Annotated in this window: 25 protein-coding genes; 13 read left to right on the forward strand and 12 right to left on the reverse strand. The window is 63.3% G+C overall.

The window, feature by feature from the left end:
* Positions 1-112 precede the first annotated feature (112 nt).
* Positions 113-1144, reverse strand: a complete 1032-nt coding sequence (locus GM676_RS03480) for a hypothetical protein (protein ID WP_155462006.1) — start codon at positions 1142-1144, stop codon at positions 113-115.
* Positions 1145-1373: 229 nt separating this feature from the next.
* Here GM676_RS03480 and GM676_RS03485 point away from each other — a divergent pair, with 229 nt between their 5' ends.
* The 3 genes from GM676_RS03485 (at position 1374) to GM676_RS03495 (ending at position 3455) form a co-directional block, all read left to right on the forward strand.
* Positions 1374-1997: a response regulator gene (locus GM676_RS03485; RefSeq protein ID WP_155462007.1), complete on the forward strand. Its 624-nt coding sequence runs from the start codon at positions 1374-1376 to the stop codon at positions 1995-1997.
* Positions 1998-2133: 136 nt separating this feature from the next.
* Positions 2134-2853, forward strand: a complete 720-nt coding sequence (locus tag GM676_RS03490; RefSeq protein WP_170304210.1) for a sensor histidine kinase — start codon at positions 2134-2136, stop codon at positions 2851-2853.
* On the forward strand, positions 2832-3455 hold the full coding sequence (locus GM676_RS03495; protein WP_155462009.1) for a response regulator: 624 nt from the start codon (positions 2832-2834) through the stop codon (positions 3453-3455). The genes GM676_RS03490 and GM676_RS03495 overlap by 22 nt, the downstream gene beginning before the upstream one ends.
* On the opposite strand, the gene GM676_RS03500 is transcribed toward GM676_RS03495, so the two are convergent.
* On the reverse strand, positions 3456-4142 hold the full coding sequence (locus tag GM676_RS03500; RefSeq protein ID WP_155462010.1) for a hydrolase: 687 nt from the start codon (positions 4140-4142) through the stop codon (positions 3456-3458).
* A gap of 114 nt (positions 4143-4256) precedes the next feature.
* Here GM676_RS03500 and GM676_RS03505 point away from each other — a divergent pair, with 114 nt between their 5' ends.
* Positions 4257-4631 (forward strand): hypothetical protein, encoded by a 375-nt coding sequence (locus GM676_RS03505; protein ID WP_229262517.1) that lies wholly within the window; start codon positions 4257-4259, stop codon positions 4629-4631.
* Here GM676_RS03505 and GM676_RS03510 read toward each other — a convergent pair whose 3' ends face one another.
* On the reverse strand, positions 4632-7652 hold the full coding sequence (locus GM676_RS03510; protein ID WP_155462012.1) for a sensor histidine kinase: 3021 nt from the start codon (positions 7650-7652) through the stop codon (positions 4632-4634). It lies immediately after the preceding gene.
* A gap of 125 nt (positions 7653-7777) precedes the next feature.
* Here GM676_RS03510 and GM676_RS03515 point away from each other — a divergent pair, with 125 nt between their 5' ends.
* Complete coding sequence (locus tag GM676_RS03515) at positions 7778-8122, forward strand: hypothetical protein (RefSeq protein WP_155462013.1); 345 nt, start codon at positions 7778-7780, stop codon at positions 8120-8122.
* Between the two features lie 326 nt (positions 8123-8448).
* The gene (locus GM676_RS03520; RefSeq protein ID WP_155462014.1) at positions 8449-9345 is read left to right on the forward strand and encodes a PAS domain-containing protein; all 897 of its coding nucleotides are present in this window, start codon (positions 8449-8451) and stop codon (positions 9343-9345) included.
* Positions 9346-9567: 222 nt separating this feature from the next.
* Here the strand turns inward: GM676_RS03520 and GM676_RS03525 are convergent, their stop codons facing one another.
* Positions 9568-9792, reverse strand: a complete 225-nt coding sequence (locus GM676_RS03525) for a hypothetical protein (protein WP_229262518.1) — start codon at positions 9790-9792, stop codon at positions 9568-9570.
* A 118-nt stretch (positions 9793-9910) separates the two neighbouring features.
* On the opposite strand from GM676_RS03525, the gene GM676_RS03530 reads away from it, so the two are divergent.
* On the forward strand, positions 9911-10486 hold the full coding sequence (locus GM676_RS03530; protein ID WP_155462015.1) for a chromate transporter: 576 nt from the start codon (positions 9911-9913) through the stop codon (positions 10484-10486).
* Entirely contained in the window at positions 10483-11070 is a 588-nt protein-coding gene (locus tag GM676_RS03535) for a chromate transporter (RefSeq protein ID WP_155462016.1), read from the forward strand. Before GM676_RS03530 ends, GM676_RS03535 begins: the two co-directional genes overlap by 4 nt.
* On the opposite strand, the gene GM676_RS03540 is transcribed toward GM676_RS03535, so the two are convergent.
* The 7 genes from GM676_RS03540 to ssuE all read right to left on the reverse strand — a co-directional run bounded on the left by GM676_RS03540 (position 11071) and on the right by ssuE (position 17995).
* A complete protein-coding gene (locus tag GM676_RS03540; protein ID WP_155462017.1) occupies positions 11071-12831 on the reverse strand; it encodes an amidohydrolase in 1761 nt (586 codons plus the stop codon). It lies immediately after the preceding gene.
* An 89-nt stretch (positions 12832-12920) separates the two neighbouring features.
* Positions 12921-13487 (reverse strand): YceI family protein, encoded by a 567-nt coding sequence (locus GM676_RS03545; protein WP_155462018.1) that lies wholly within the window; start codon positions 13485-13487, stop codon positions 12921-12923.
* Positions 13488-13699: 212 nt separating this feature from the next.
* On the reverse strand, positions 13700-14515 hold the full coding sequence (locus GM676_RS03550; RefSeq protein WP_155462019.1) for an ATP-binding cassette domain-containing protein: 816 nt from the start codon (positions 14513-14515) through the stop codon (positions 13700-13702).
* A 9-nt stretch (positions 14516-14524) separates the two neighbouring features.
* Complete coding sequence (gene ssuC / locus GM676_RS03555; protein ID WP_155462020.1) at positions 14525-15286, reverse strand: aliphatic sulfonate ABC transporter permease SsuC; 762 nt, start codon at positions 15284-15286, stop codon at positions 14525-14527.
* Positions 15287-16432, reverse strand: coding sequence for an FMNH2-dependent alkanesulfonate monooxygenase (ssuD, locus tag GM676_RS03560; protein WP_211923146.1), 1146 nt, complete (start codon positions 16430-16432; stop codon positions 15287-15289).
* 15 nt (positions 16433-16447) lie between these two features.
* On the reverse strand, positions 16448-17398 hold the full coding sequence (locus GM676_RS03565; protein WP_155462022.1) for a sulfonate ABC transporter substrate-binding protein: 951 nt from the start codon (positions 17396-17398) through the stop codon (positions 16448-16450).
* 9 nt (positions 17399-17407) lie between these two features.
* On the reverse strand, positions 17408-17995 hold the full coding sequence (ssuE, locus tag GM676_RS03570) for an NADPH-dependent FMN reductase (protein WP_155462023.1): 588 nt from the start codon (positions 17993-17995) through the stop codon (positions 17408-17410).
* Between the two features lie 194 nt (positions 17996-18189).
* Here ssuE and GM676_RS03575 point away from each other — a divergent pair, with 194 nt between their 5' ends.
* The 5 genes from GM676_RS03575 to GM676_RS03595 are packed head-to-tail and all read left to right on the forward strand — an operon-like array spanning position 18190 to position 23171.
* A complete protein-coding gene (locus GM676_RS03575) occupies positions 18190-19386 on the forward strand; it encodes an acyl-CoA dehydrogenase family protein (RefSeq protein WP_155462024.1) in 1197 nt (398 codons plus the stop codon).
* Entirely contained in the window at positions 19386-20321 is a 936-nt protein-coding gene (locus GM676_RS03580; RefSeq protein ID WP_155462025.1) for a methionine ABC transporter ATP-binding protein, read from the forward strand. Before GM676_RS03575 ends, GM676_RS03580 begins: the two co-directional genes overlap by 1 nt.
* Positions 20314-21006, forward strand: a complete 693-nt coding sequence (locus tag GM676_RS03585; protein WP_211923140.1) for a methionine ABC transporter permease — start codon at positions 20314-20316, stop codon at positions 21004-21006. The genes GM676_RS03580 and GM676_RS03585 overlap by 8 nt, the downstream gene beginning before the upstream one ends.
* A gap of 15 nt (positions 21007-21021) precedes the next feature.
* On the forward strand, positions 21022-21834 hold the full coding sequence (locus GM676_RS03590; RefSeq protein WP_155462026.1) for a MetQ/NlpA family ABC transporter substrate-binding protein: 813 nt from the start codon (positions 21022-21024) through the stop codon (positions 21832-21834).
* On the forward strand, positions 21834-23171 hold the full coding sequence (locus GM676_RS03595) for an LLM class flavin-dependent oxidoreductase (RefSeq protein WP_155462027.1): 1338 nt from the start codon (positions 21834-21836) through the stop codon (positions 23169-23171). The genes GM676_RS03590 and GM676_RS03595 overlap by 1 nt, the downstream gene beginning before the upstream one ends.
* A gap of 51 nt (positions 23172-23222) precedes the next feature.
* Here the strand turns inward: GM676_RS03595 and epsC are convergent, their stop codons facing one another.
* Positions 23223-24146 carry a serine O-acetyltransferase EpsC gene (epsC, locus tag GM676_RS03600; protein ID WP_155462028.1) on the reverse strand — a complete coding sequence of 308 codons (924 nt, stop codon included), beginning with the start codon at positions 24144-24146 and terminating at the stop codon, positions 23223-23225.
* Positions 24147-24179 lie beyond the last annotated feature (33 nt).

Consider the following 24179-nt stretch of genomic DNA (forward strand, 5'->3'; position numbering starts at 1 on the left):
GATTTCGAAACTAGTTTCCATTTGCAACAGCGAGAAGCTGGCATTCCATGGCTGCCAGCGTCCCATCAAACGGCCGCCCTGACAGGCCGGCCATCATGATTCTGAGATTGTTTTATTCGACAATTTGCGGAGTCATTCCCACCGCTTGCAAATCAGCAAGCAATCCCGCGCAATGCACGCCGTCGTGATCGACCGGGAATAAGTGTTTGAGGCCGAGGACATAGAAATGTACTTTTCCATCGTCCAGGCGGAGAATATCTCGCTCCCATTCCTTATTGCGCCCGCATAGAAATGCGCCATCAAGCACATTCAATTGATCAAATTGTTTTGGGGCGGTACCGGAAGCCGGTTTATTACGCGAAAGAATATCGACGAATTCCCGTTCCAGCGCCGGAACCTGATGCAGATAATCGTCGCCGGCGCTGTTTTTTGCTTGCAGCGCGCTGCGCAGGAACTGAATACGCTCAGGGCCGGCGGAACAATAGGCCCGGTGCACGCCGTAAAGCGAGTCGACGTCGCGTACCGGCAGGCCGGGACGCGAGCGGCGCAGTTCATTGGCGACCTGCCCCCGGCTGACCTGGCCGGTGCCGGCCGGCGCTGCCGCCCCATTGAAGTCCAGCATCACCTGGCCATACAGCAAATAGATCTCCCGCAAATCAAACTCATCCAGCCCGGCGATAAAGACCTGCGCGGCCCTCCTGCGCTGCTCGGCCGTCGTCCGGTCGTCTATTCCGGCACGCAGCTGCTCTCCGTGTATCGCTTCCTGGGCATTGAAATACACCTGCTCGACGGTTTGCCGCGCGGATGCAAGAAACGCCCTGCCGTCCGCCGTTAATACTGCGGGGTCACAGTCCGGCTTGTGCTCGGGTTCCCGGCCGTTGGCCCCCTCATACAGCAGGATATCGGCCGTGGCGAATGCCGGCAGCACCACGCGATTAAAATAGGCGTCATATTCAACGGAAAGCCCAAGATGCGTGGCGCCTAAAAAATAGAATGTCGTTACCGGCCCGTCAGCATTCTTTTTCTGCACCTTCCATAAACGTGGTGGCGCCGCATCGGAAAATTGATTGGATAAAGTCTGAGCAATACCTTGCGCAGGAAACGATAATATTCCAAGCAAAATAAATATACGAAGGAATCGCATAATCACCGGTTAAATTTCCAATAGGAATTAAATATCTTCTTAAATAATGAAACTATATTATCCAAGCCGCCGGCTGCAATTTACACGAAATGTCACAAGATGGTATTTTTTTTGTAACGTACTGTTTTCAAAGTTTCACAGTGTAATGCCTGCCTATACCTTCGTATAACTATACGGAACGGCCAAGGTTGACGAGAATGGCTCCATCAACCTCATCTGGAGCCCGATCATGAATACCGCTTCCGTCGTCATTGCCGATGTCCACCCGCTGATCCGCGCCGGCATGGCCGCGTTGATTGAGTCCGATGGCAAGTTCACGCTGCTGGGCCAGGCCAGCAATGGCAGCCAGGCCGTGGAAATGTGCGAACGCTTGCAGCCGGATCTGCTGTTGATGGATCTGAATCTGCCCGATTGCGACGGCGTCGAAGCGCTCGGCCGCATCCGCGCCCATCATCCGCACGCCAAGATCATCATCCTCAGCGGCCACGACGGCGAGGAGGATGCCGACCGCAGCATGCGCGCCGGCGCCCATGCCTACATGCTCAAGAACGCGCCGCTCGACGATCTGATGACCTGCATCCACGCCGTGCTGCAAGGCCGCAAGTTCATGATGCCGGACCTGGCGCTCAGACTGGCCAGCCGCATCCACGGCAACCAGTTGACGCCGCGCGAGCGCGATATCCTGGTGCATCTGGCCAGCGGCATGAGCAACAAGGTGATCGCGCGCGCGGCCGGCATCGGCGTCGGCACGGTGAAGTTTCACGTCAAGAGCATCATGTCCAAGCTGAATGTCTGCACCCGTACCGAGGCCGCCATGGTCGCTGCCAGGCGCGGCCTGGTGCATCTGAACTAGCGTCGCTCCAGCGGCGGCGTTGATGCCGTCCGACTAACCCGATCGGGTAATCCGGCCCTTGCAACTATGCCGGATTTTCCGCGCCGGCCCTATGCGGCATGATGCGTGCTGAGATCACACCATCATGGATTGCAATATGGCCAGCATGCAGCTTCCTCCCGACCTGCGTCCGGCGCGCATCAATGCGCTGGGCGAGTTTGCCGTCGCGATCGCGCACGAAGTCAAGCAGCCGCTAGCGGCGGTCAAGTTGAACGCCGAAGCCTGCATGGCGCTGCTGGCGCAAGACCCGCCGCGCATCGAGGCCGCGCGCGCCGCGCTGGCGGTGGTGCTGCAAGCCAGCCTGGCGGCCGGCGACATGTTGCGCACCCTGCACGGCATGGCCAGCGGCGACGCGCCTGAACCCGCCCTGTTCCTTGTCGACGACGCCGTGCGCGAGGTGCTGCCCCTGCTGCGCGCCGAGCTGCGCCGGCACGGCATCCGCCTCCACGAGCACTACGGACTGGAAGGCATCCAGCTGCACGGCGACCGCGTGCAGCTGATGCAAGTGATCATGAATCTGGTGCGCAACGCCATCGAGGCGCAGGCGCGCACGCTGACGCTGCGCACCGAACTGGCCGACGGCGCCGTGCACATTACCGTGGCCGACGACGGCGCCGGCATCCCGGCCGCGCTGGCCGCGCACATCTATCAACCGCTGTTTTCCACCAAGCCGGACGGCACCGGCATGGGCCTGGCGCTCTGCCAGGGTATCGTCCAGGCGCATGGCGGACGCCTGTGGCACAGCGCCAGCGCCAGCGGCACCGCTTTTCACCTCAGCTTCAAGGAGTACGCCTTATGGACCCCATCTCGATCCTGATCGCGGACGATCATCCCCTGATACTGGCAGGCTTGAGCGCGCTGCTGGGCACCTTGCCGGAGTTCCGGCTGGTGGCGCAGGCCGGCGACGGCGTGCAGGCGGTGGAACTGTACCGCCAGCACCGGCCGGACGTGGTCATCATGGACCTCAGCATGCCGCGCCTGAACGGCGTTGGCGCCATCGAGCAAATCCGCGCCGAGGACGCCAGCGCCAGCATCGTCATCCTGACCACCTACCAGGGCGACGAAGACGTGTACCGCGGCTTGCGCGCCGGCGCCAAGGCCTACCTGCTGAAAGACGCCGCCTCCGGGCAGCTGCTGGACTGCCTGCGCACCGTCGCCAGCGGCCAGCAATACCTGCCGCCGGAGGTGGCCAACAAGCTGGCCGAGCGCATGGCCGGCAGCCAGCTGTCGCGGCGCGAGCTGGACATCCTGGCCCACCTCGCCAGCGGCAAGAGCAACAAGATGATCGCGCGCAGCGCCGACATCGAAGTCGGCACCGTCAAATTCCACGTCAATAACATCCTGGCCAAGCTCAATGTAGCCAGCCGCACCGAGGCCGCGACTGTGGCGGCCCGGCGCGGCTTGCTCAGCGTCTTTTAATTATTTCGCTGGCACGGCCGGCAGCACTTTGTGGGTGCTGTGGGTGCGTTCAGGCGCCTTGTGCACCATGGTGTAAGCGTAGTCCACGCCCATGCCGTAGGCACCCGAGTGTTCGCGCACGATGGCCATCACGGCATCGTAGGTTTCGCGGTGCGCCCAGTCGCGCTGCCATTCCAGCAGCACTTGCTGCCAGGTCACCGGCACCACGCCGGCCTGGATCATGCGCTGCATGGCGTACTCGTGGGCTTCCTTCGAGGTGCCGCCCGAGGCGTCGGCGACCATGTAGATTTCGTAGTCGCCTTCCAGCATGGCGCACAGGGCGAAGGTGGTGTTGCAGACTTCGGTCCACAGGCCGGCCACGATGACTTTTTTCTTGCCGTTGGCTTTCAGCGCGTCGCGCACTTTCTGGTCATCCCACGAGTTCATCGAGGAACGTTCCAGGATGTCTTTTTGCGGGAACACGTCCAGCAGTTCCGGGTAGGTGTGGCCGGAGAAGGCTTCGGTCTCCACGGTGGTGATGGTAGTGGGAATGCCGAACACCTTGGCAGCCTTGGCCAGCGCCACGGTATTGTTCTTCAACACCTGGCGGTCGATCGACTGGACGCCAAACGCCATTTGCGGCTGGTGATCGATGAAGATCAGCTGGCTGTTGTGCGGGGTCAGGACTTCTAATTTAGGGTTGCTCATGATGGGGTTCCATGTGGTGTAAAAGGAAACGCCATCATAGGGTGCGCGCACGGCGAACACTACTCATCTTAATATAGGCTTTTTACTTACCCTGGCTCTGCTAAGATGCATCCCATGAAAACACAACTCACCGAACTGGCGCGCGGCCTGCGCGACCTGCACAAACAATTGATCCATCTGGAAACCCAGTATTTCGGCGCCGTCGGCAGCCCGCTGGAGCATTTGCAACTGATCACCAACCACCCGCATTTCGCCTGGCTGCAAAAACTGTCCGGCCTGATGACCCAGCTCGACGAGCGGCTCGATGACGCCGAACCGGTCACGCTGGAGGAAGCCAAGGCTTTCCGCCAGTCGCTGGAAATGCTGATCGGCCCGTGCGAGGAAGGCGACACCGAATTTCGCGCCAAATACAACGCCCTGCTGCACGACGGCCCGGAACTGGTGATGGCGCATGGCGCCGTGCGCAGGCTGCTGGCGGCGATCGCCTGATCAACGACGCCTGAACCAGCGTGGCACGTAACGTTTCCAGCGCGCCTGCCCGGCATAGGCGCAGGCCGCCGGCACCGTCAGCAGCACGCGCGTGCCGCCATGCTCGCGCGGCTCGATCAGCAGCTCGGCGCCGATACGCGCGGCGCGCTCGAACAGACCGGTCACGCCCCAGTGGCCGGCGCGGCCGTTGCGCACGACCTCCGGATCGATACCCTTGCCATCGTCCAGCACTTGCAGGCGGAACGCGTCATCGCCGTAGCGCAAGCCGACCTGCACGCCGGCCGCTTCCGCGTGACGGAAGGCGTTCATCATGGCCTCGCGGCCGATGGCGTAGCTTTCGCACGCGGCCTGCGCGTCCAGCGTGCGCGGCGTACCCTCGGTGTGCAGGCTGAATACCGCGCGATGGCTTTCCTGCAGCACCTCGCCCACCAGCGTCAGGCCGTGCGCCAGATCGCCGTCGCCCATGGCGCCCGAGCGCAGGTCCAGCACCTCGTTGCGGCCCTCTTCCATCACCTTGTCCGCCAGCAGCAGCACCCGTTCGATCTTCTGGCGCGCCACCGAATCCTTCGCCAGGCCGCCCAGCGCCGACTGGAAGCTGAGCGTCAGGCCATGCACGCTTTGCAGGAAGCTGTCGTGCAGGGCGCGCGCGATGCGTTCGCGCTCGGCCATGCGGGTGGTCAGGCGCAGGGTGGCCTGCCGCAGCCACAGCCAGTACAGCAAATACAGCAGCCCGGCCACCGCCAGCGCACACAGGGCGTAGAACAGCGGCGTCTGGGTGAAGGTCGGCAGGATGCGCAGCGAGATCGCCTCCTCCTGCTGGTTCCACTGGCCGAACTGGTTGACCGCCGCCACGCGGAAGCGGTAGTCGCCCGGCCCCAGGTTGGTGTAGGAGACGGCGCGGCGCATGCCGGTGTCCTGCCAGCCGGCATCCACGCCTTCCAGTTGATAGCGGAAGCGCAGGCCTTCCGGCATGGTGTAGCTGAGCGCGGTGTATTCGAAGCGCAGGGACGTGGTGCCGGCCGCCAGCGTCAGCGGCCGCGTGAAGTCGAGGTAGCGCTTGCCTTGCGCCACCAGCGTTTCGATCCTGACTTGCGGCGGGTGCGGCGGCGGATCATTGCGCGTGCTGTCGAGCCGGGCGATGCCGCTGACACCGGCAAACCACAATTGGCCATCGGCGTCGGCCATCGCGCTCGGCAGACGGATGGCGGTGGCGGCAAAGTCGGGATAGCCGTCCAGCACGCCGTACAGCACATAGTTGAGCGCTTGCCGCGGCGCCGCCAGCGCGGCCTGCCAGTCGGCCGCGCGCACGTGCACCACGCCCTTGCCGCCATTAAACCAGTGGTCGCCATTGGCCGTGACCAGCATGCCGGACACGCGCGCCAGCACGTCCGGGTCGGCCGCGTTGAGGCGCTGGAACTGGCCGTCGCGCAGCACCGCCAGCCCGACGTTGCCGGCGGCGATCACCTCTTTGCCGCCATGCAGATAGGTGATGGCGCCGATTTCATGCTCGCCCCGGGCGGCATAGCGCGTGACGCGGCCATTGTCGAAGTGCAGCACCACGCCATCGTTATAGCCGGCCCAGATGGCGCCGGGCGCGCCGGGGGCGACAAAGAAGATACCGGGCGGCAGGCCCAGCTCGGGCTGGGTTTGCCACTTGCCTTCATGCAGGCGGAAGGTGCCGCGCCCGCCGATGGTGATCCACAGGTCGCGGCCATCGTCGAGTATGCGGGTGGCGCGCACCGATCCGGGCTTGCCGTCCGGCTCGGGTGGATAGGCGATGCGCTCCACCTGGCCGCCACGGCGGCGCTCGATGTGGTCGGTGCCGGCCAGCAGCAGCGCGCCATCGGCGCCATTGGCCAGCACGCCGAACTGGCCCGCCGGCAGGCGCTCGACCACCCGGGCCGGCCCATCGGCGCGCAGCTGCCACAGCTCGCCGGTTGGCCGGGCCCAGGCCAGCACGTGGCCATCGGCGTCGCGCGCAAAACTGAACATGCGCTCGCCGCCGTTGAGCCGCGCCTGCGTCAGGCGATTGTTGCGGAAGCGCTCGACGCCGGCCTGGGTGCCGATCCAGATGCTGCCGTCGCGGTCCTCGAAAAGTACGTTGCCGGTCAGGCTGCTGACTTGCCAAGGCTGGTCCAGCTTGCTGCTGGGCGTGACGGTGGGCGTGTGGACCGCCGAGGCCTGCAAGCCGATACCGTCGCTGCGGCAGACGCCGGGACAGGCCAGCGTCCAGTAATTGCCGTCGCGGTCGAACAAGCCGCTCTCCTGGCCCTCGGCCTGAGCCTGCCAACTGGCGCGCGGCCGCGCCGGCCCGGCATGCTGCGGCGGCACCGGCACCAGCTTGTCATGCGTGTCCAGCCACAGCCGGCCGTCCGGCGAGGCGCTCAGGTTGACCGTGCTGTAGCCGCTCAACACCGTGCGGAAACGCTGCGCGCCGCGCGGCAAGACCAGCAGCTGCTCGCCGGCCGCCAGCCAGATTTGCTCGTACTGGTCCAGGATCAGGTTGGAGGTGCGCCCGGCCGGCACGCCCAGCGTCGGGCCGACATGTTCCCAGGCGCCGTTTTTCAATTGCAGCAAACCATTATTGGTGGAGGCCCACAGCACGCCATCCTCGTCGCGCACGGTGCTGATCACCGGCCCGACCAGCAACTTGCCGAGGGTCGATGGCGCATGGCGCAGATGCCCCTTGCTCAGCACGCTGACGCCGCCGTAGATATAGCCAATCAGCAAATCGCCATGGCGCAGCGCCGTCAGCGCGGTGATCGGGCGGCGCGGCAGCGCTTCGCCGCCCAGCGCCTCGAAGCGGCGGAAACGCACGCCGTCAAAGCGGTACAGGCCATTGCTGCTGCCGATCCACAGCCAGCCGTCGGCGGTCTGCGCCATGGCGGCGATTTCGCCGGGTGCGCCATCTTTGCCGGTCCAGATATCGTGGTGGTAATCACTGAGCGCCACCTCGTGGTCGAGCGCCCAGGCGCCGTTCAGCCAGGCGAACAGGCAAAGGAAAAGGGAAAGCGTACGCATGCCTGCATCATAGACTAAAACGCAACATGTAAAAACCTATCAATCAAATAGCAACAATAAAATTTACCAATGATCAGGACGACGTTAATCTGAGTCCAGTTCCACAGCCTATCGAGATCACCATCATGAAACGCCTGCCCCTGCCCCTGAGCACCCTCGCCCTGCTGAGCGCCTTCGCGCTGGGCGTCCTCGATTTCCAGACCGCAGGCTGGGCCTTCTTTGGCATCGGCGTCATCGCCTGGGCCAGACTGGACGCCAGACAGCTGCTGAAGTCCGACCGCTACGGCCTGTCTCCGGCGCTGGCCCTGCTGGCTTACCCGGCGCTGGCCGGCGCCCAGGCCAGCGTTGCCATCACCTTCGCGTTGGCGCTGCACGCGCTGGTGGTATTCCTGATCCTGATGAGCCGTCACCTGTCCCAAGACATAGCGCAGGCGTTTTCTCAGCAAAAAGGGGTAAGTCAGCGTATCTAAAGTGGTTTTTTCAGATATCCACATCAACTGTGGATAAGGGTGTGAATAAGCCCCACTTGACAGCCGAGAACGCCTTTAACGACGGGCGAAACAACAAATTGCCTAATCCACAGGCAGATTTTTTCCCTCGAAAAATCAAGCACTTACAAAAACGGAAAAGCCACCGTCCGGTGGGCTTTTCGCTTCTTGAAAAATAATTTTATGTGCATAACTGGGTAGCACCAGCACCGTTGTTTCGCCGCACTGCGAATCCTTTGACAAAAGTGCTGGCGAGGAATAGTGTCACTCTGGAGATCGGCCTGCTCGACTTACCTGGGACTGGATGCATGAATCAGAACGACGACGATACCGATTGGATGATAGAAGACGAGGCGCCCGCCGGCCAGCCGCGTCCCGGTGCCGCAGCAGCCGCCCCGGTCGCCACGCCGCCGCCATGGCGGGTGCTGATCGTGGACGACGATGTCGACGTCCACGTGGTCACCAAGTTCTCTCTCAGCAATGCCTGCTTCCAGGGCCGCCGCCTGAGCTTCCTGCACGCCTACAGCGGCGAGGAAGCGCTTAACGTGCTGCGTAACACCCCCGACATCGCGCTGGTGCTGCTGGACGTCATCATGGAAACCAGCGACGCCGGCCTGCACGTGGCGCGCCAGATCCGCGACCAGTTGCACAATCAGCTGGTGCGGATTGTGCTGCGCACCGGCCAGCCCGGCCAGGCGCTGGAGCACAGCATCATCCTTGATTACGACATCAACGATTTCTGGTGCAAGACCGACCTCACCACCCGCAAGCTGTTCACCACCGTGATCTCGTCGCTGCGCGCCTACGCCGGGCTGGAGGAGGCGCACCGCCACACCCAGGCCCTGCAAGTGGAACTGGACGCGGCGCGCCGGCTGCTGGCTGCGGTCGACCAGCACGCCGTGCTGCTGACGCTCGATGAGCGCGGCCGCATCGCCAGCGTCAACGACAAATGCTGCGCGGTGTTCCAGTTCAGCCGCGAGGAACTGGTGGGCGCCGATCCGCGCCTGCTGCATCCCTCGCCCTACCCGCAGGACCAGCTGGCCGATGCCCTGCAAGCGCTCAAGGATGGCGAAGCCTGGACCGATGTGATCAGCACCTGGCGGCGCGACGGCCAGGAAGTCCGCCTGCGCATCACCGCCAGCGGCGACGGCGGCGGCGCCATCGTCGTCGGCAGCGTGCTGCAAGCGCTGAAAAAGCCGCTCTGACGGCGATATCCACAGGAGCTGTGGATATCTATGTGGACAGCACCCCATTGACAATGGATACAGCCTGTAACGGCGCGGTTTGCTATAAATTGCCCATCCAACAGGCAAAAATAATATCCTTTAAAATCAATAGCTTAAAATCTTACCGATTGTGACAAGAAGACTTTTCAAAAAAATTCTTGTCAACATGATTTGTGCATAAGTAAACCTGCTCAGCGTCGGTCAATGCGGCGCTTTTCGGCGCTGATCGGGCCGTAATAGCACGCGTTCGATCACTTTCGGGTCGACGTTGTGCGACTTCAGGTATTCGATCGCGCATACGGTGTTGAAACTGGATTGCACAGTGATGCCGCGTTCGACCACGGCGCTGCATTCGGTGTCGTGGCGCTGCTGAAACAGCATGGTGGGCGGTGCGGATTCCAGGCTGGAGACTAGCGTGACGTTCATCATGATCCTTGGTGAAAATGAGGGCTGCCGCCCGATCGGTGATGCGCTCAAGGAGTATGGTCGACGGTAGGAGAAAGTCAATGTCAGCCTCCTATCATTTCGCAATTATAATGAGGGCATGACGCCCGATACTGCCCGCCCCCGCCCGGCCTCCCTGCTGGATCTGTTTATATCGTTCACCATTCTTGCCCTGCAAGGCTTCGGCGGCGTGCTGGCCGTGGTCCAGCGCGAGCTGGTGGAGCGCAAAAAGTGGCTGACGCCGGAGGAATTCATCGAAGACTGGGCGGTCGCGCAAATCATGCCAGGACCGAACGTGGTCAACCTGTCGCTGATGGTGGGCGACCGCTACTTCGGCCTGCGCGGCGCCCTGACCGCGCTGGCCGGCATGCTGTGCGTGCCGCTGCTGGTGGTGCTGGGCCTGGCCTTGTTGTACGCCCAGTACGGCAGCCATCCGGGCGTGGCCGGCGCGCTGCGCGGCATGGCGGCGGTGGCGGCCGGCATGATCGCCGCGACCGGCCTCAAGCTGGCCTCGGCCCTGCGCTCGCATCCGCTGCCGCGCTGGCTGACCACGCTGATCGCGGCGCTGTGCGTGGTGTGCGTGCTGGTGCTGCGCCTGCCGCTGGGCTACACCCTGCTGATCGTCGGCGGCGTGGCGTGCGCGCTGACCTGGCGCAAGCTGAAAGGAGCGACATGAACGAGGCGCCGCTCCACATCGTGCTGACTTTCAGCGACTGGCTGAGCTTGTTCGGCCACTACATGATGCTGTCGCTGATGTCGATCGGCGGCGCCATCTCCACCACCACCGAGATGCACCGCTACCTGGTGGTGGAACAGCACTGGCTGACGCAGGAACAATTCAATAATTCGATCGCCATCGCGCAGGCGGCGCCGGGTCCGAACGTGCTGTTCGTGGCGCTGATGGGCTGGAACGTCGGCCTGAACGCGGGCAGCTACACCATGGCGCTGGCGGGCGTGGCGGTGACCATGCTGGGCATCCTGGCGCCGGCCACCACCCTGACCTACATGGCCGCGCGCTGGGGCCACCGCAACCGCGAGTTGCTGGGCGTGCGCGCGTTCAAGCAAGGCATGGCGCCGGTGGTGGTGGGCCTGATGGTGTCGGTGGGCGTGATCCTGGCCGCCAGCAACGACAAACCCGCGACCGATTGGCCGCTGTGGCTGATCTCCGCCGTGGCCGGCCTGCTGATCTGGCGCACCCGCATCCACCTGTTGTGGCTGCTGGCCGCGGGCGCGCTGATCGGCTGGTTCCTGCCGGGGTGATTACTTGTTCTGGTAGCCGCCGTAGTATTTGACGGGGCTCCAGTCCGGCTGCACCTCCAGCCTGGCCGGCGCGTATTGCTGGTACTCCGGCGCCGCGTACACCACCTTGCCGTTGACGATGGTCAGGCTGGATTCGAGGTTCTTGATCTTCTCCACGTCCATGGTGAAGTAGTCCTGCGGCAGGATCACCACGTCGGCGTACTGGCCCTTGGCCAGCGTGCCTTTCAGCTTTTCCTCGCCACTCATCCAGGCGCTGCCCTGGGTCATCAGCTTCAAGGCCTGATAGCGGCTCAGCACATCCTTGTCCTGCCAGATCTTCAGACCGCCGGCGGTCTTGCCGGTCACCGCCCAGTAGATCGACGGCCACGGGCCGTAGCTTGACACGCGCGTGCCGTCGGTGCCGAGGCCGACCGGGATCTTCATCGCCAGCATCTTCCGGATCGGTGGCATCTGGCGCGTTTGGGCGCCGTACTGCTTCCAGTACAGCTCACCCTGGAAGTACATGCGGTCCTGCACCGCGATGCCGCCGCCCAGCGCCTTCACGCGCGCCAGCTGCTTGTCGCTGATGGTCTCGGCGTGGTCAAAGAACCAGCGCAGGCCATTCAGCGGCGTGTCCTTGTTCACTTTTTCGATCACCGCCAGATCGCGGTCGATGCTTTCGTCATAGGTGGCGTGGATGCGGAACGGCCAGCGGTTCTTGATCAGCAGGCGCAACACAGGCTCCAGCTCGCTTTCCATGTGCGACGGCATGTCGGGACGCGGCTCCAGGAAGTTTTCAAAGTCGGCCGCGCTCCACACCAGATTCTCGCCGCCGCCCTCGGTGTTATAGCCGTTGGCGTAGAACAGGTGATCGTTCTTGTCCGGATGGGTCTGGGTCAGCCAGCGCTGGTAGTCTTCCAACTCCTTGCCCGGCTTTTGCGCGAACAGGTAGTAGGAGGTGCGCACCGTCAGCTTGCCGTTTTTCGCCAGCTCCAGGCTGACCGCGTAATCGTCCGGATACGCCTGGCCGCCGCCACCGGCGTCAATCGCGCTGGTCAGGCCGAGGCGGTTCAATTCGGTGTAATACTGCTGGGTCGAGTTCAGCTGCTGCTCGCGCGGCAGCGCGCCGGTCTTGGCCAGCGTGGTGTACAGGATCATGGCATTGGGCTTGGCGATCAGCTTGCCGGTCGGCTTGCCGTCCGCGCCTAGCTCCACCACGCCATCCTTGAACCTGGTGTCGGCGTTGTAGCCGAGGGTCTCGATACCCTTCTTGTTCAGGAAGCCGAGGCCGTACAGATACAGCAGGAATACCGGCTTGTCCGGCACCGCTGCATTGATTTCTTCCAGCGTCGGCAGGCGCTTTTCTTCAAACTGGTATTCGTTCCAGCCGCCCACGACCTTGACCCAGCCGCCCTCCGGCGTACGCGCGGCCTGCTCCTTCAGCATCTGCAAGGCTTGCTTGAGCGAGGTCACGCCATCCCAGCGCAGCTCGGCGTTGTAGTTGAGGCCTTCGCGGATGATGTGCAGGTGCGAGTCATTGAGGCCGGGGATCACGGTCTTGCCGGCGGCGTCGATGACCTGGGTGCCGGCGGTCTTGCGTTTGAGGATCTGGGCGTTGCTGCCCACGGCGTCGATCTTGCCGTCCTTGATGGCGAGGGCTTGCGCGAAAGCGCCCTCTTTGGTCATGGTGGCGACCTTGCCGTTGATGATGATGAGGTCGGTGGCGTGCGCGTGGAACGCGCAGGCGGCGGCCGCCGCGAATGCGAGCTGCTTCAATTTCATAACTACTCCAGAAAAATAAAAACCGGCGCGGCGATCAATGCCGCGCCGGCAGCGTGTCAGAGAATTGAGGCGAGCTCAGTTCCCGTGAATTAGTCTTTCAGCGCTTCGATGGCGAAGGTCAGGGTCACGTCGTCGCTCACGTGCGGCGCGTATTTGCCGGCGTTGAATTCGCTACGCTTGATGGTGGCGGTGGCGTTGGCGCCGCAGGCCAGTTTCTTCATCATCGGGTGGTCCATGCACTGGAAGTGGGTGACGGTCAGGGTCACAGGCTTGGTCACGCCCTTGATGGTCAGGTTGCCTTCAACCGTCGATGGCACGTCGCCTTTGAAGTTGACCTTGGTCGACTTGTAGGTGATGGTTGGGAACTTGGCGGTGTCGAGGAAATCTTCGCCCTGGATGTGGCCATCGAACAGCTTGGAGCCGGTGTCGACCGATTTGGCATCGATGGTCGCTTCCACGGAACCGGTCTTGGCGGCGCGGTCCAGCGTCACTTTGGCGGTGGTGTTGTTGAAGCGGCTTTGCTGGGTCGAATAGCCGAAGTGGCTGTAGCTGAAGCTGGAGAAGGTGTGGTTGGCGTCCGACGAGAAGCTCTCAGGAGCGGCAAAAGCGGACAGGGACACACCGGCGGCGATCAACAGGGCAACGATTTTTTTCATTTAGAAACTCCTAATGTAGGGAACAAGATTGTTCGAGTGAGGACGATTATGCTCGCGACATCTAAAGTTGTAAAACGAAAAATTTACCGCTTTACTATCGATAAAATCGATCATTACCGCATGCCGTTATGATAACGGAGCGATCAACAAACGGTATCTGTCTTAAGGCGTGTGAGGGGATTACCCGGCCGGGGAAGTGGCCGGGTAGTGCATCAGGCCGCGATGGCGGCGTCGGTGGCGGCAGTCTGGTTGAGGATGCGGCTCAGCAGGCGCTGCTCCAGCGCCGCGAAGGCGGCGTTGCCGCGCGCGCGCGGGCGCGGCAGCTCGACCTTCAGGTCCAGCGTGATGCGGCCCTCTTCGATCAGCACCACGCGGTCGGCCAGCGCGATCGCTTCCTGCACGTCGTGCGTCACCAGCACGGCGGTGAAGCCGCGCGACAGCCACAGGGATTCGATCAACTGCTGCATCTCGATGCGGGTCAGCGCATCCAGTGCGCCCAGCGGTTCATCCAGCAGCAGCAACTGCGGCTCGTGCAGCAGCGCGCGCGCCAGGGCCACGCGCTGACGCTGGCCGCCCGACAGCTCCGAAGGCCAATCGTTGGCGCGTTCCGCCAGCCCCACCGTGGCCAGCGTGGCCGCCGCCGCGTTCAGGGAGCGCGGCAGGCCGATCGCCACATTCTCCAACACCGTCTTCCACGGCAGCAGGCGCGCCTCCTGGAACATGATGCGGATGCTGGCCGCGATGCCGTTCTTGCCCACCGCGATGCTGCCCTGCTCCGCCGTTTCCAGGCCCGCGATCGCGCGCAGCAAGGTGCTCTTGCCGCAGCCGCTACGGCCGACGATGGCCACGAACTCGCCCGGCGCCAGCTCCAGTTGCACATCCTTGAGCACCTGGCGCGAGCCGAATGACTTGCTTACCTTGTCCAGCGCCAGCGACACGCCCTGGCGGCGCGGCGGCGACGACGACGACCACGCCGCGCCCTCGCGCGGGAACACGCTGGTATCGAATAAAGCGGTGGATATAAACATGCGTTCTCCTTAACGGTATGCGGGATTCCAGCGCAGGAAGTGCTTCTCCATTCCGCGCGAAACCAAATCAGCCAGCTTGCCCAGCAAGGCATACAACAGAATCCCGACCAGCACCACGTCGGTTTGCAGGAATTCGCGGGCGTTCATGGTCATGTAGCCGATGCCGGCTTGGGCGGAAATGGTTTCCGCCACGATCAGCAACACCCACACCAGGCCGAGCGAAAAACGCACGCCGACCAGTATCGACGGCAGCGCCGCCGGCAGGATCACATCGCGGTACAGCGGCCAACCGGACAAGCCGTAACTGCGCGCCATCTCGATCAGGCCCTGGTCGGCCGAGCGAATGCCGTGGAAGGTGTTCAGGTACACAGGGAAGAACACGCCCACCGCCAACAGAAACAGCTTGGCCGTTTCATCGATGCCGAACCACAGGATCACCAAAGGAATCAGGGCCAGCGCCGGGATGTTGCGGATCATTTGCAGCGTGGTGTCGAGCAGCGTTTCGGCGCCGCGGAAACTGCCGGTCAGCAGGCCGAGCGCCAGACCCAGGCCCGCGCCGATGGCGAAGCCGCTGGCCGCGCGCCACAAGCTGGTACGCAAATGCGTCCACAGTTCGCCCGATTCCGCCAGTGACCAGAAGGCCTTGGCCACCGCCCACGGCTCCGGCAGGATGCGGCTGGACAGCCAGCCCAGTTGCGACGACACCTGCCACACCGCGATCAGCAGCACCGGCAGCACCCACGGCGTCCATGCGCTTTGCTTCTTCTTCATCTACGCCGCCTTCTTCTTGGGGATGATGTCGCTGGCCATGATCTCGCCGAAGGGGCCGGTCAGCGATTGCTCGCCATGGTCCTTGCCCTTGCCCAGCAGCGGGAACACCAGCTCCGCAAAGCGGTACGACTCTTCCAGATGCGGGTAGCCCGAGAAAATGAAGGTCTCGATGCCGAGTTCCTGATACTCGCGGATGCGCGCCGCCACCGTTTCGGGGTCGCCCACCAGCGCGGTCCCGGCACCACCACGCACCAGTCCCACGCCGGCCCAGAGGTTGGGCGATACTTCGAGCTTGTCACGGCGGCCGCCGTGCAAAGCTGCCATTCGTTGCTGTCCTACCGAATCCATTTTCTGGAACGCCGCCTGCGCCTTGGCGATGGTTTCATCGTCCAGATGGCTGATCAGCTCATCGGCGGCGCGCCATGCTTCCTCATTCGTTTCGCGCACGATGACGTGCAGGCGAATGCCGAATTTGACGGTGCGGCCATGTCTGGCGGCGCGCGCGCGGATGTCGTCCAGCTTTGCCGCCACGGCGGCCGGCGGTTCGCCCCAGGTCAGGTACACGTCCATCTGCTCGGCCGCCAGTTCATGCGCCGGCTCCGACGAACCGCCGAAGTACAGCGGTGGGTAAGGCTTCTGCACCGGCGGGTACAGCGTTTTGGCGCCCTTCACCGTGATATGTTTGCCTTCAAAGTCGTAGCCCTTGTCGCCGCCCTCGCCGGCCAGCGAGGCGCGCCACACGCGGATGAATTCATCCGAGATTTCGTAGCGCCTGGCGTGATCGGCGAACAGGCCATCCGCTTCCAGTTCGCCCTGATCGCCACCGGTGACGACGTTGATCAGCAGACGGCCATTGGACAGGCGGTCGAAAGTCGAGGCCATGCGCACGGCGAGACCCGGCGTGGTCAGGCCCGGGCGGATCGCCACCAGGAATTTCAGTTTCTGCGTGACGTGGATCAGCGACGACGCCACCACCCACGCATCTTCGCAGGAGCGGCCGGTCGGCAGCAGCACGCCGTCGTAGCCCAGCGTGTCGGCGGCCACCGCCACCTGCTTCAGATAGTTGGCGTCGATAGGACGCGAGCCTTTGGAGGTGCCGAGATAGCGGCTGTCACCGTGGGTCGGAATAAACCAGAATACATTCAGAGACATCGTTGTTCCTTATTGCGCATCCTTGACCGCGATCGGTTTCGGGATCAATTTCAGGTTGGAGAAGGCGTCGGCCAGCTTCTGCTGCTGCGCCAGCACTTCGCCGGTGATCGGCTTGACGCCGTAGGAATAGCGCGAGGCGGCCAGCGCCACCACGTCCACATCGAGCCCCGTTTGTGCCGACAGGATTTGCGCGACTTCCTTCGGATTCTTCGCGCCCCACTCGTCCACCTTGGCGATTTCCTCCAGCACGATGCGAATAATGTCGCCGTTCTTCTCCGCATACGAACGCGCGGCCAGGTAGAACTGGTGGTTCGCCACCAGCCCTTTGCCGTCGGCCAGCACGCGCGCGCTCAACTGCTTCTCCGCGGCGGCCAGGAACGGGTCCCAGATCACCCACGCATCCACGCTGCCGCGCTCAAACGCCGCGCGCGCGTCGGCCGGCGTCAGGTACAGTACTTCGATATCCTTGTAGGCCACGCCGGCTTTTTCCAGCGCCTTGACCAACAGGTAGTGCACATTGGAGCCCTTGTTCAGCGCCACCTTCTTGCCCTTCAAGTCCGCCACGCCGCGCAGTTTGGAATCCTTGGGCACGACGATCGCCTCGCTGCCCGGCGACGGCGGCTCATTGCCGACATAAACCAGATTGGCGCCGGCCGCCTGCGCAAAGATAGGCGGCGCTTCGCCCACCGTGCCGAAGTCCACGCTGCCCACGTTCAGGCCCTCCAGCAGTTGCGGACCGGCCGGGAACTCGGTCCACTTGACCGTGATGTTGCGGGCGGCGAGACGCTGCTCCAGCGTGCCGCGGCCCTTCAACAGCGTCAGCGTGCCGTACTTCTGATAACCGATGCGCACCTCCTGCTTTGCCTGCGCCTGGCCACTGCTGGTGGCCGCCATCACGCCCGCCGCAAACAGCAGGCCCAGAGTGTGACGGCGCGCCGCGCGTTTTTGATCGATGCTCATTGAAACTCCTTAGCGGGCCAGGCGCACCGGCTGCGCGCTGGCGACAAATATTTGGTCCGGCTGCTTGCGCTGCGCATGCAGCGCGGCCGACAGCGCGTCCACACCAGCCTGCACGCGCCAGGCGATGGCCTGATCCACGGTCAGGCCGCTGACGTCACTCCAGGTCAGCTGCTGCGAAGTGGCGTAAATACTGGTGAACACCTGGCGCGCATCCAGCGCATGCAGCACCGGGCGCAGCGCATAGTCCAGCGCCAGCATGTGCGACTGGCTGCCGCCGGTGGCCAATGGCAGCACCAGCTTGTCCTTCAAGCCGTCTTGTGGCAGCAGATCGAGGAAGGCTTTCAGCAGGCCGGTGTAGGAAGCTTTATAGATAGGGGTGGCGATCACGATGGCTTCCACTTCGGCCACGGCGTCGACCGCGCGCTTGAGCGCCAGGTCGGCGAAGTCCGCGTGCAGCAGCGCCTTGGCCGGCAGGTCGCGCACATTCAGCCTGGTGTAGCGGTGGCCGAGCGCGGCCAGCTTGTCGCCGACGTGATCCAGCAAACGGCCGGTGCTCGATGGCGCGGCCGGGCTGCCGCTCAGTAGAAGAATGCTCATGGTCTGTCCCCTGTCTTGATGGTGGCAGCCAGCATAAATGCGCCCGGTAGAAATCAAAACGAATAGTTTTACGTTTTGATATGCAAAAAACCAAGCATGATTTTTTCGAATATCAAAAGCCGGAATTCTTCGTGTACTGCGTTTGGCGCTGGATGCAATACTAAAAACACCGATATCAAGACGACGGACATACCATGTCTCAAGCACTATTAAAAACGTCGCACAACCGTGCGCACGACCCGCTTCAAATCGCGGCCGAACTGGCACTGCGACTCGCCGCCAGCGCCAATGCGCGCGACCAGGCCGGCGGCCACGCGGCGCAGGAACGCGAATGGATACGCGAATCCGGCCTGCTTACCTTGTCCATACCGGCCGCGTACGGCGGTCAGGGCGCGGACTGGCCAACGGTCTATCAAGCGATACGCATCCTGGCCCGCGCCGACAGCGCGCTGGCCCACATCTTCGGCTTCCATCACCTGCAACTGGCGGGCATACAGCTGTATGGCACGGCCCAGCAGCAGCGCCGCTTCCTGACGCAGACGGTGGAGCAGAATCTGTTCTGGGGTAATGCCCTCAATCCGCTCGACAAGCGCACCATCGCCAGCGATGCCGACTACGGCTTCCAATTGGACGGCGTGAAGAGTTTTTCATCCGGCTCGGTGGGTTCGGACTGGCTCACCATCTCGGCCTGGCACGAGGCGACGCAATCCGCGCTGATCGGCGTGGTGCCGACGCGCCAGCATGGCATGGCCGTGCAGGCCGACTGGGATGCCTTCGGCCAGAAGCAGACCGATAGCGGCAATGTGCATTTCACTCAGGTGTCGCTGCCTTCGACGCAGGTGCTGCAAGCGCCGGGCGTGAAACCGACCGCGCAAGCCACGCTGCGCTCGCAGGTGGCGCAGCTGATCATGGCCAATCTGTATCTCGGCATCGGCGAAGGCGCGTTCGAGGCGGCGCGCGGCTACATCGCGCAGGAGGCGCGGCCCTGGTTCGCGTCCGGCGTGGCGTCGGCTGGCGCCGATCCGCTGGTGCAGCATCGCTTCGGCCAGTTGTGGCTCAAGCTGCGGCCTGCGTCGGTGCTGGCCGATCATGCGGTGCAGGAGCTGGAGCGCTTGTTCCGTCTTGGCGCGGCGGTGACGGCGCAGCAGCGCGGCGAGCTGGCGGTGTCGGTGGCCGAAGCCAAGGTACTGGCGCACCAGGCCGGGGTGGACGTCAGCAATGAGATTTTCGAACTGACCGGCGCACGCTCGACTTCCGCCAAATTTGGTTTTGACCGGTACTGGCGCAATGTGCGCGTGCATACCCTGCACGATCCGGTCGACTACAAAATCCGCGACCTCGGACGCTATGCGCTCGACGGCACGCTGCCTGAACCTACCGCTTACTCGTAATGTCTACTTCCCTGATTCGCATCGAGCATGCGAGCAAATCGTTTGGCGACTTTCAAGCGGTGCGCGATGTGTCGCTGGAGATCGGCCAAGGCGATATCTTTGGCCTGATCGGCAAGAGCGGCGCCGGCAAGTCGACGCTGCTGCGCTTAATTAACCTGCTGGAGCGTCCGGATGAAGGCGCGATCACGGTCGATGACCGTGAATTGACGTCGCTGTCCAAGCGCGACCTGCGCGATGCGCGAGCCAACATCGGCATGATCTTCCAGCAGTTTAATCTGCTGCAAAATGCGACGGTGTTCGACAACGTCGCCTTCCCGCTGCATATTCATGGCGGCCAGACCACATCGCAGATCGCCGCGCGCGTGGCGGATTGCCTGGAGCTGGTGGGCTTGAGCGACAAAAGCGCCAGCTATCCGGCGCAGCTGTCGGGCGGGCAGAAACAGCGCGTCGCCATCGCCCGGGCGCTGGCCAGCAAGCCGGCGGTGCTGCTGTGCGACGAGCCGACGTCCGCGCTGGACGCCGAAACCACGCGCGCGCTGCTGGCGACACTCAAGGACATCAACCACCGGCTGGAGGTAACGATCGTGATCGTCAGCCATGAGCTGGACGTCATCGGCGAAATCTGCAACCGCGTGGCCGTGATCGAAAACGGCGCCATCGCCGAACAATTCGTCCTCGACGACGCGGCCAGCCTCGCGGCACAGCGCCGCACCGCACTCGGCCGCGAACTGGCCGCCTCCGTGGCCGCCAACGCCACCGCGCCTCTCGCCGTGCACGCGCCGTCCGCAGCCTGGCAACCCGCCACACATGCGACCCAACGTGCCGCCGCAGCCGCGCACGCGGACGCCGATGCGCCATCGGCCGCGCCGGCCGCCGCCAGCGCCGCCAACGCGCTAGCCGCTCTCGCCCCACTCCCGGAGACCGCCCATGTCTGAACTCATCTCCTCCCTGGCCGCATCGGCCAGCGCCATCCACGCCATGCTGCCTGAAATGTGGGAAGCGCTCGGCCAGACCTTGCTCATGCTGGGCATCGGCCTGTCGTCCGCAGTGCTGATCGGCGGCCCGCTGGGCATCCTGCTGTTCCTGGTCGCCGACGGCCAATCCCTGCAAAACCGCCCTGCCGCGCTGATACTGGGCTGGTTGGTGAACACCGTCCGCTCCTTCCCCTTCATCATCCTGCTGGTGGCGCTGGTGCCGTTCACGCGCGTCATCGCCGGCACCTCCATCGGCCCGCTGGCCGCCGCCGTGCCGCTCTCCTTCGCCGCCATCCCGTATTTTGCAAGGCTGGTCGAGCAAAACCTGCGCGAAGTCCCGAAAGGCGTGATCGAAGCCGCCCACGCCATGGGCGCATCGGAATTCCAGATCATCCTGCGCGTGCTGCTGGTCGAAGCCCGCTCCGGCCTGGTGCTGGCGCTGACGGTGCTGTCGATCAGCTTCCTCTCCTACTCCGCCGTGGCCGGCGTGGTGGGTGGCGGCGGCATCGGCGACCTCGCCATCCGCTACGGCTACTACCGCTTCGAAACCGACATCATGGTCGCCACCGTGGCCATCCTGATCCTGATGGTGCAGCTGATCCAGTTCACCGGCAACCGCATCGCCAAACGCATCGACAAACGCTAACCAAGGAAACACCACATGAACACCCGCCGCAACCTGCTGCTGGCCGCGATCGCCGCCACCGTCAGCATCAACGCCTACGCCAAAGACCCGAAAGAACTGGTGATCGGCACCAGCTCCGGCCCGTACGCCGACCAGGTCAAGCTGGGCATCAAGCCTATCCTCGAAAAGCAGGGCTACAAAGTCAAGCTGGTGGAATTCAACGACTACATCCAGCCCAACTTCGCGCTGGCCGAAGGCTCGCTGGACGCCAACATCTTCCAGCACATCATCTACCTGAACAAATTCTCGGCCGACCACAAACTGGCCCTGTCGGAACTGATCAAGATCCCGACCGCGCCGATCGCCATCTACCGCAAAAAGCACAAAACGCTCAACGATGTCAAAGAAGGCGCCACCGTCGCCCTGCCGAACGACCCAACCAACCAGGCGCGCGCGCTGGTGCTGCTGGACCAATTGGGCTGGATCAAACTGCGTGAGAAAACCGATCCAATCAAGGCATCGGAAAAAGACGTCGTCGCCAACATCAAAAAAATCAAGCTGCTACCGCTGGAAGCCGCACAGCTGCCACGCTCCTTGCAAGACGCCGACTACTCCTTCGTCAATGGTAACTACGCACTGGCTTCCGGCCTGAAACTGAAAGATGCACTGATCACCGAGAAAATCTCGCCGGCCTACGCCAACCTGGTGGCCGTGCGCACCGCCGACAAGGACAAGCAATTCGCCAAGGACATCGCCGCCGCCTACCGCTCGCGCGAATTCCTGGAAGTCACCAACAAACACTTCGCCGATTACGCCAAGACCGACTACCAGCTCGCGCTGGAAAAGTAATGCCGAAACTCATACGCTTCAACGCTTTTCAAATGAACACGGTGAGTCACCAGTCGCCAGGGCTGTGGACTCACCCACGCAACGACAGCCACCGCTACACCGATCCGGATTACTGGACCGAACTGGCGCAACTGCTGGAGCGCGGCCTGTTCGACGCCATCTTTCTGGCCGACGTGCTGGGCGCCTACGACGTCTATCAGGGCAGCGCCGATGCCGCCCTGCGGCACGCCGTGCAGACGCCGCTCAACGACCCGCTGGCACTGGTGCCGCTGATGTCGCAGGTCACCACCCATCTTGGCTTTGGCGTCACCTGCGCGCTGACGTATGAACATCCCTACACCTTCGCCCGCCGCATGTCGACGCTGGACCACCTGACGCGCGGGCGCATCGGCTGGAACATCGTCACCGGATACCTCGACAGCGCCGCCCGCAACCTCGGACTGGACCAGCAGCTAAGCCACGACGAGCGCTACGACCTCGCCGATGAATACATGGAAGTGGTCTACAAACTGTGGGAGAAAAGCTGGGACGATGACGCGGTGGTCAACGACAAAGAGCGTGGCGTGTACGCCGAACCGTCGCGCATCCACCCGATAGCGCACGAAGGCAAATACTTCAAGGTGCCCGGCTTCCACCTGTGCGAACCATCGCCGCAGCGCACGCCCTTGCTGTACCAGGCTGGCACCTCGCCGCGCGGCACGGCGTTCGCGGCAAAACATGCCGAGTGCACCTTCGTCAGCGGCCCGAGTATCCGCGTGGTGAAAAAATACGCCGACGACCTGCGTGCCGCCGCGTGCGCGGCCGGCCGCGATGGCGACGAGCTGAAAATCTACGCGCAAGCGCTGATCATCACCGCGCCTGGCGAAGACGAAGCACGCGCCAGGCATGAAGAATACAAGCGCCATATCGACATCGAAGCGGCGTTGGCGCTGTTATCCGGCTGGACCGGGGTCGATTTCAGCCAATTCCCGCTGGACGCGACGATTGAATACATCGACTCCGATGCCGGGCGCTCGGCGCTGGCCTCCTTCAGCGCCGCGGATCCGAATCGCAAATGGACCGTGCGCGAGGCGGCCGAATTCATCGGCCTGGGCGGGCGTGGCCCGGTGCTGGTGGGCGACCCGAAGCAAGTGGCCGACCAACTCGAAATGTGGCAAGACGAAACCGGCATCGACGGCTTCAATCTCGCCTACGCCATCGCCCACGAAAGCATGCGCGACGTGGTCGACCTGATCGTCCCCGAACTTCAAAAACGGGGCCGCTATCGCACCGAATACACCGCCGGCACCCTGCGCGAAAAAATCCGGGGTCAGGTCCTCCATTTCTACACGGGCTGATCCGTTACACGGTCGAGGCCGTGTAGAAATGGAGGACCTGACCCCGGAGTTTCAATCGTTGCGCATCTGAGCCTGGGACACGTTGCTAGATGGCGGCACGCTTTGCGTCAGCCACACGTTACCGCCAATGGTCGATCCCGCGCCGATGGTGATGCGGCCCAGGATCGTGGCGCCGGCGTAAATCACCACGTCGTCCTCCACAATCGGGTGGCGCGGCACGCCTTTAATCAGCGCGCCCTGCTCGTCCGCCGGGAAGCGCTTGGCGCCCAGCGTGACGTGCTGGTACAGGCGCACGCGCTGGCCGATGATGGCGGTCTCGCCAATCACCACGCCGGTGCCATGGTCGATGAAGAAGCTGCCGCCGATCTGCGCCGCCGGGTGGATGTCGATCCCGGTCATCGAGTGGGCGATGTCGGAAATCAGCCGCGCCAGAAACGGCGAGCCGAGACGGTGCAGACTGTGCGCCAAGCGATAATACAAAATCGCGATGGTGCCCGGATAGCACAGCATGATTTCGGCCACCGAGGTCGCCGCCGGGTCGCCGGAAAACGCCGCCAGCACGTCGGACACCAGCAGGGCCCGCACTTCCGGCAGGCTGGCCGCGAACTGGCGCGTGATGTCGTGCGCCTGCTTCGTCAGCGCTTCTTCATCCGGCACCGCCTCCTCCGCCGAAAACTGCAAACCACGCCGCACCTGCTCCGCCAGACGGTTCAACGTGGTGTTCAGCGTATCGCCGACAAAGAAGTCGATGCTCTCGTCGGTGAGGTTGGGACGGCCGTAATGGGTCGGGAACAGCACCGCCTGCAAGCCGTTGACGATGGTGGTGAGCGCATCGCGCGACGGCAGCTCGCGCACGCGGCCATGGTGACGGATGTTGTGGGTCGCCTCGCGCGACACGCGCAACTGCTCGATCACACTGCCGAGGTTCCAGTGCGAAGGTTTGACGGAGGTGCCGTCAAAGGTATCTATGGTCATGATTTGTCGAATATCGCGTAAAATGCCGGGTCC

This window comes from Duganella radicis (assembly GCF_009720825.1).
Lineage (GTDB): Bacteria > Pseudomonadota > Gammaproteobacteria > Burkholderiales > Burkholderiaceae_D > Rugamonas > Rugamonas radicis.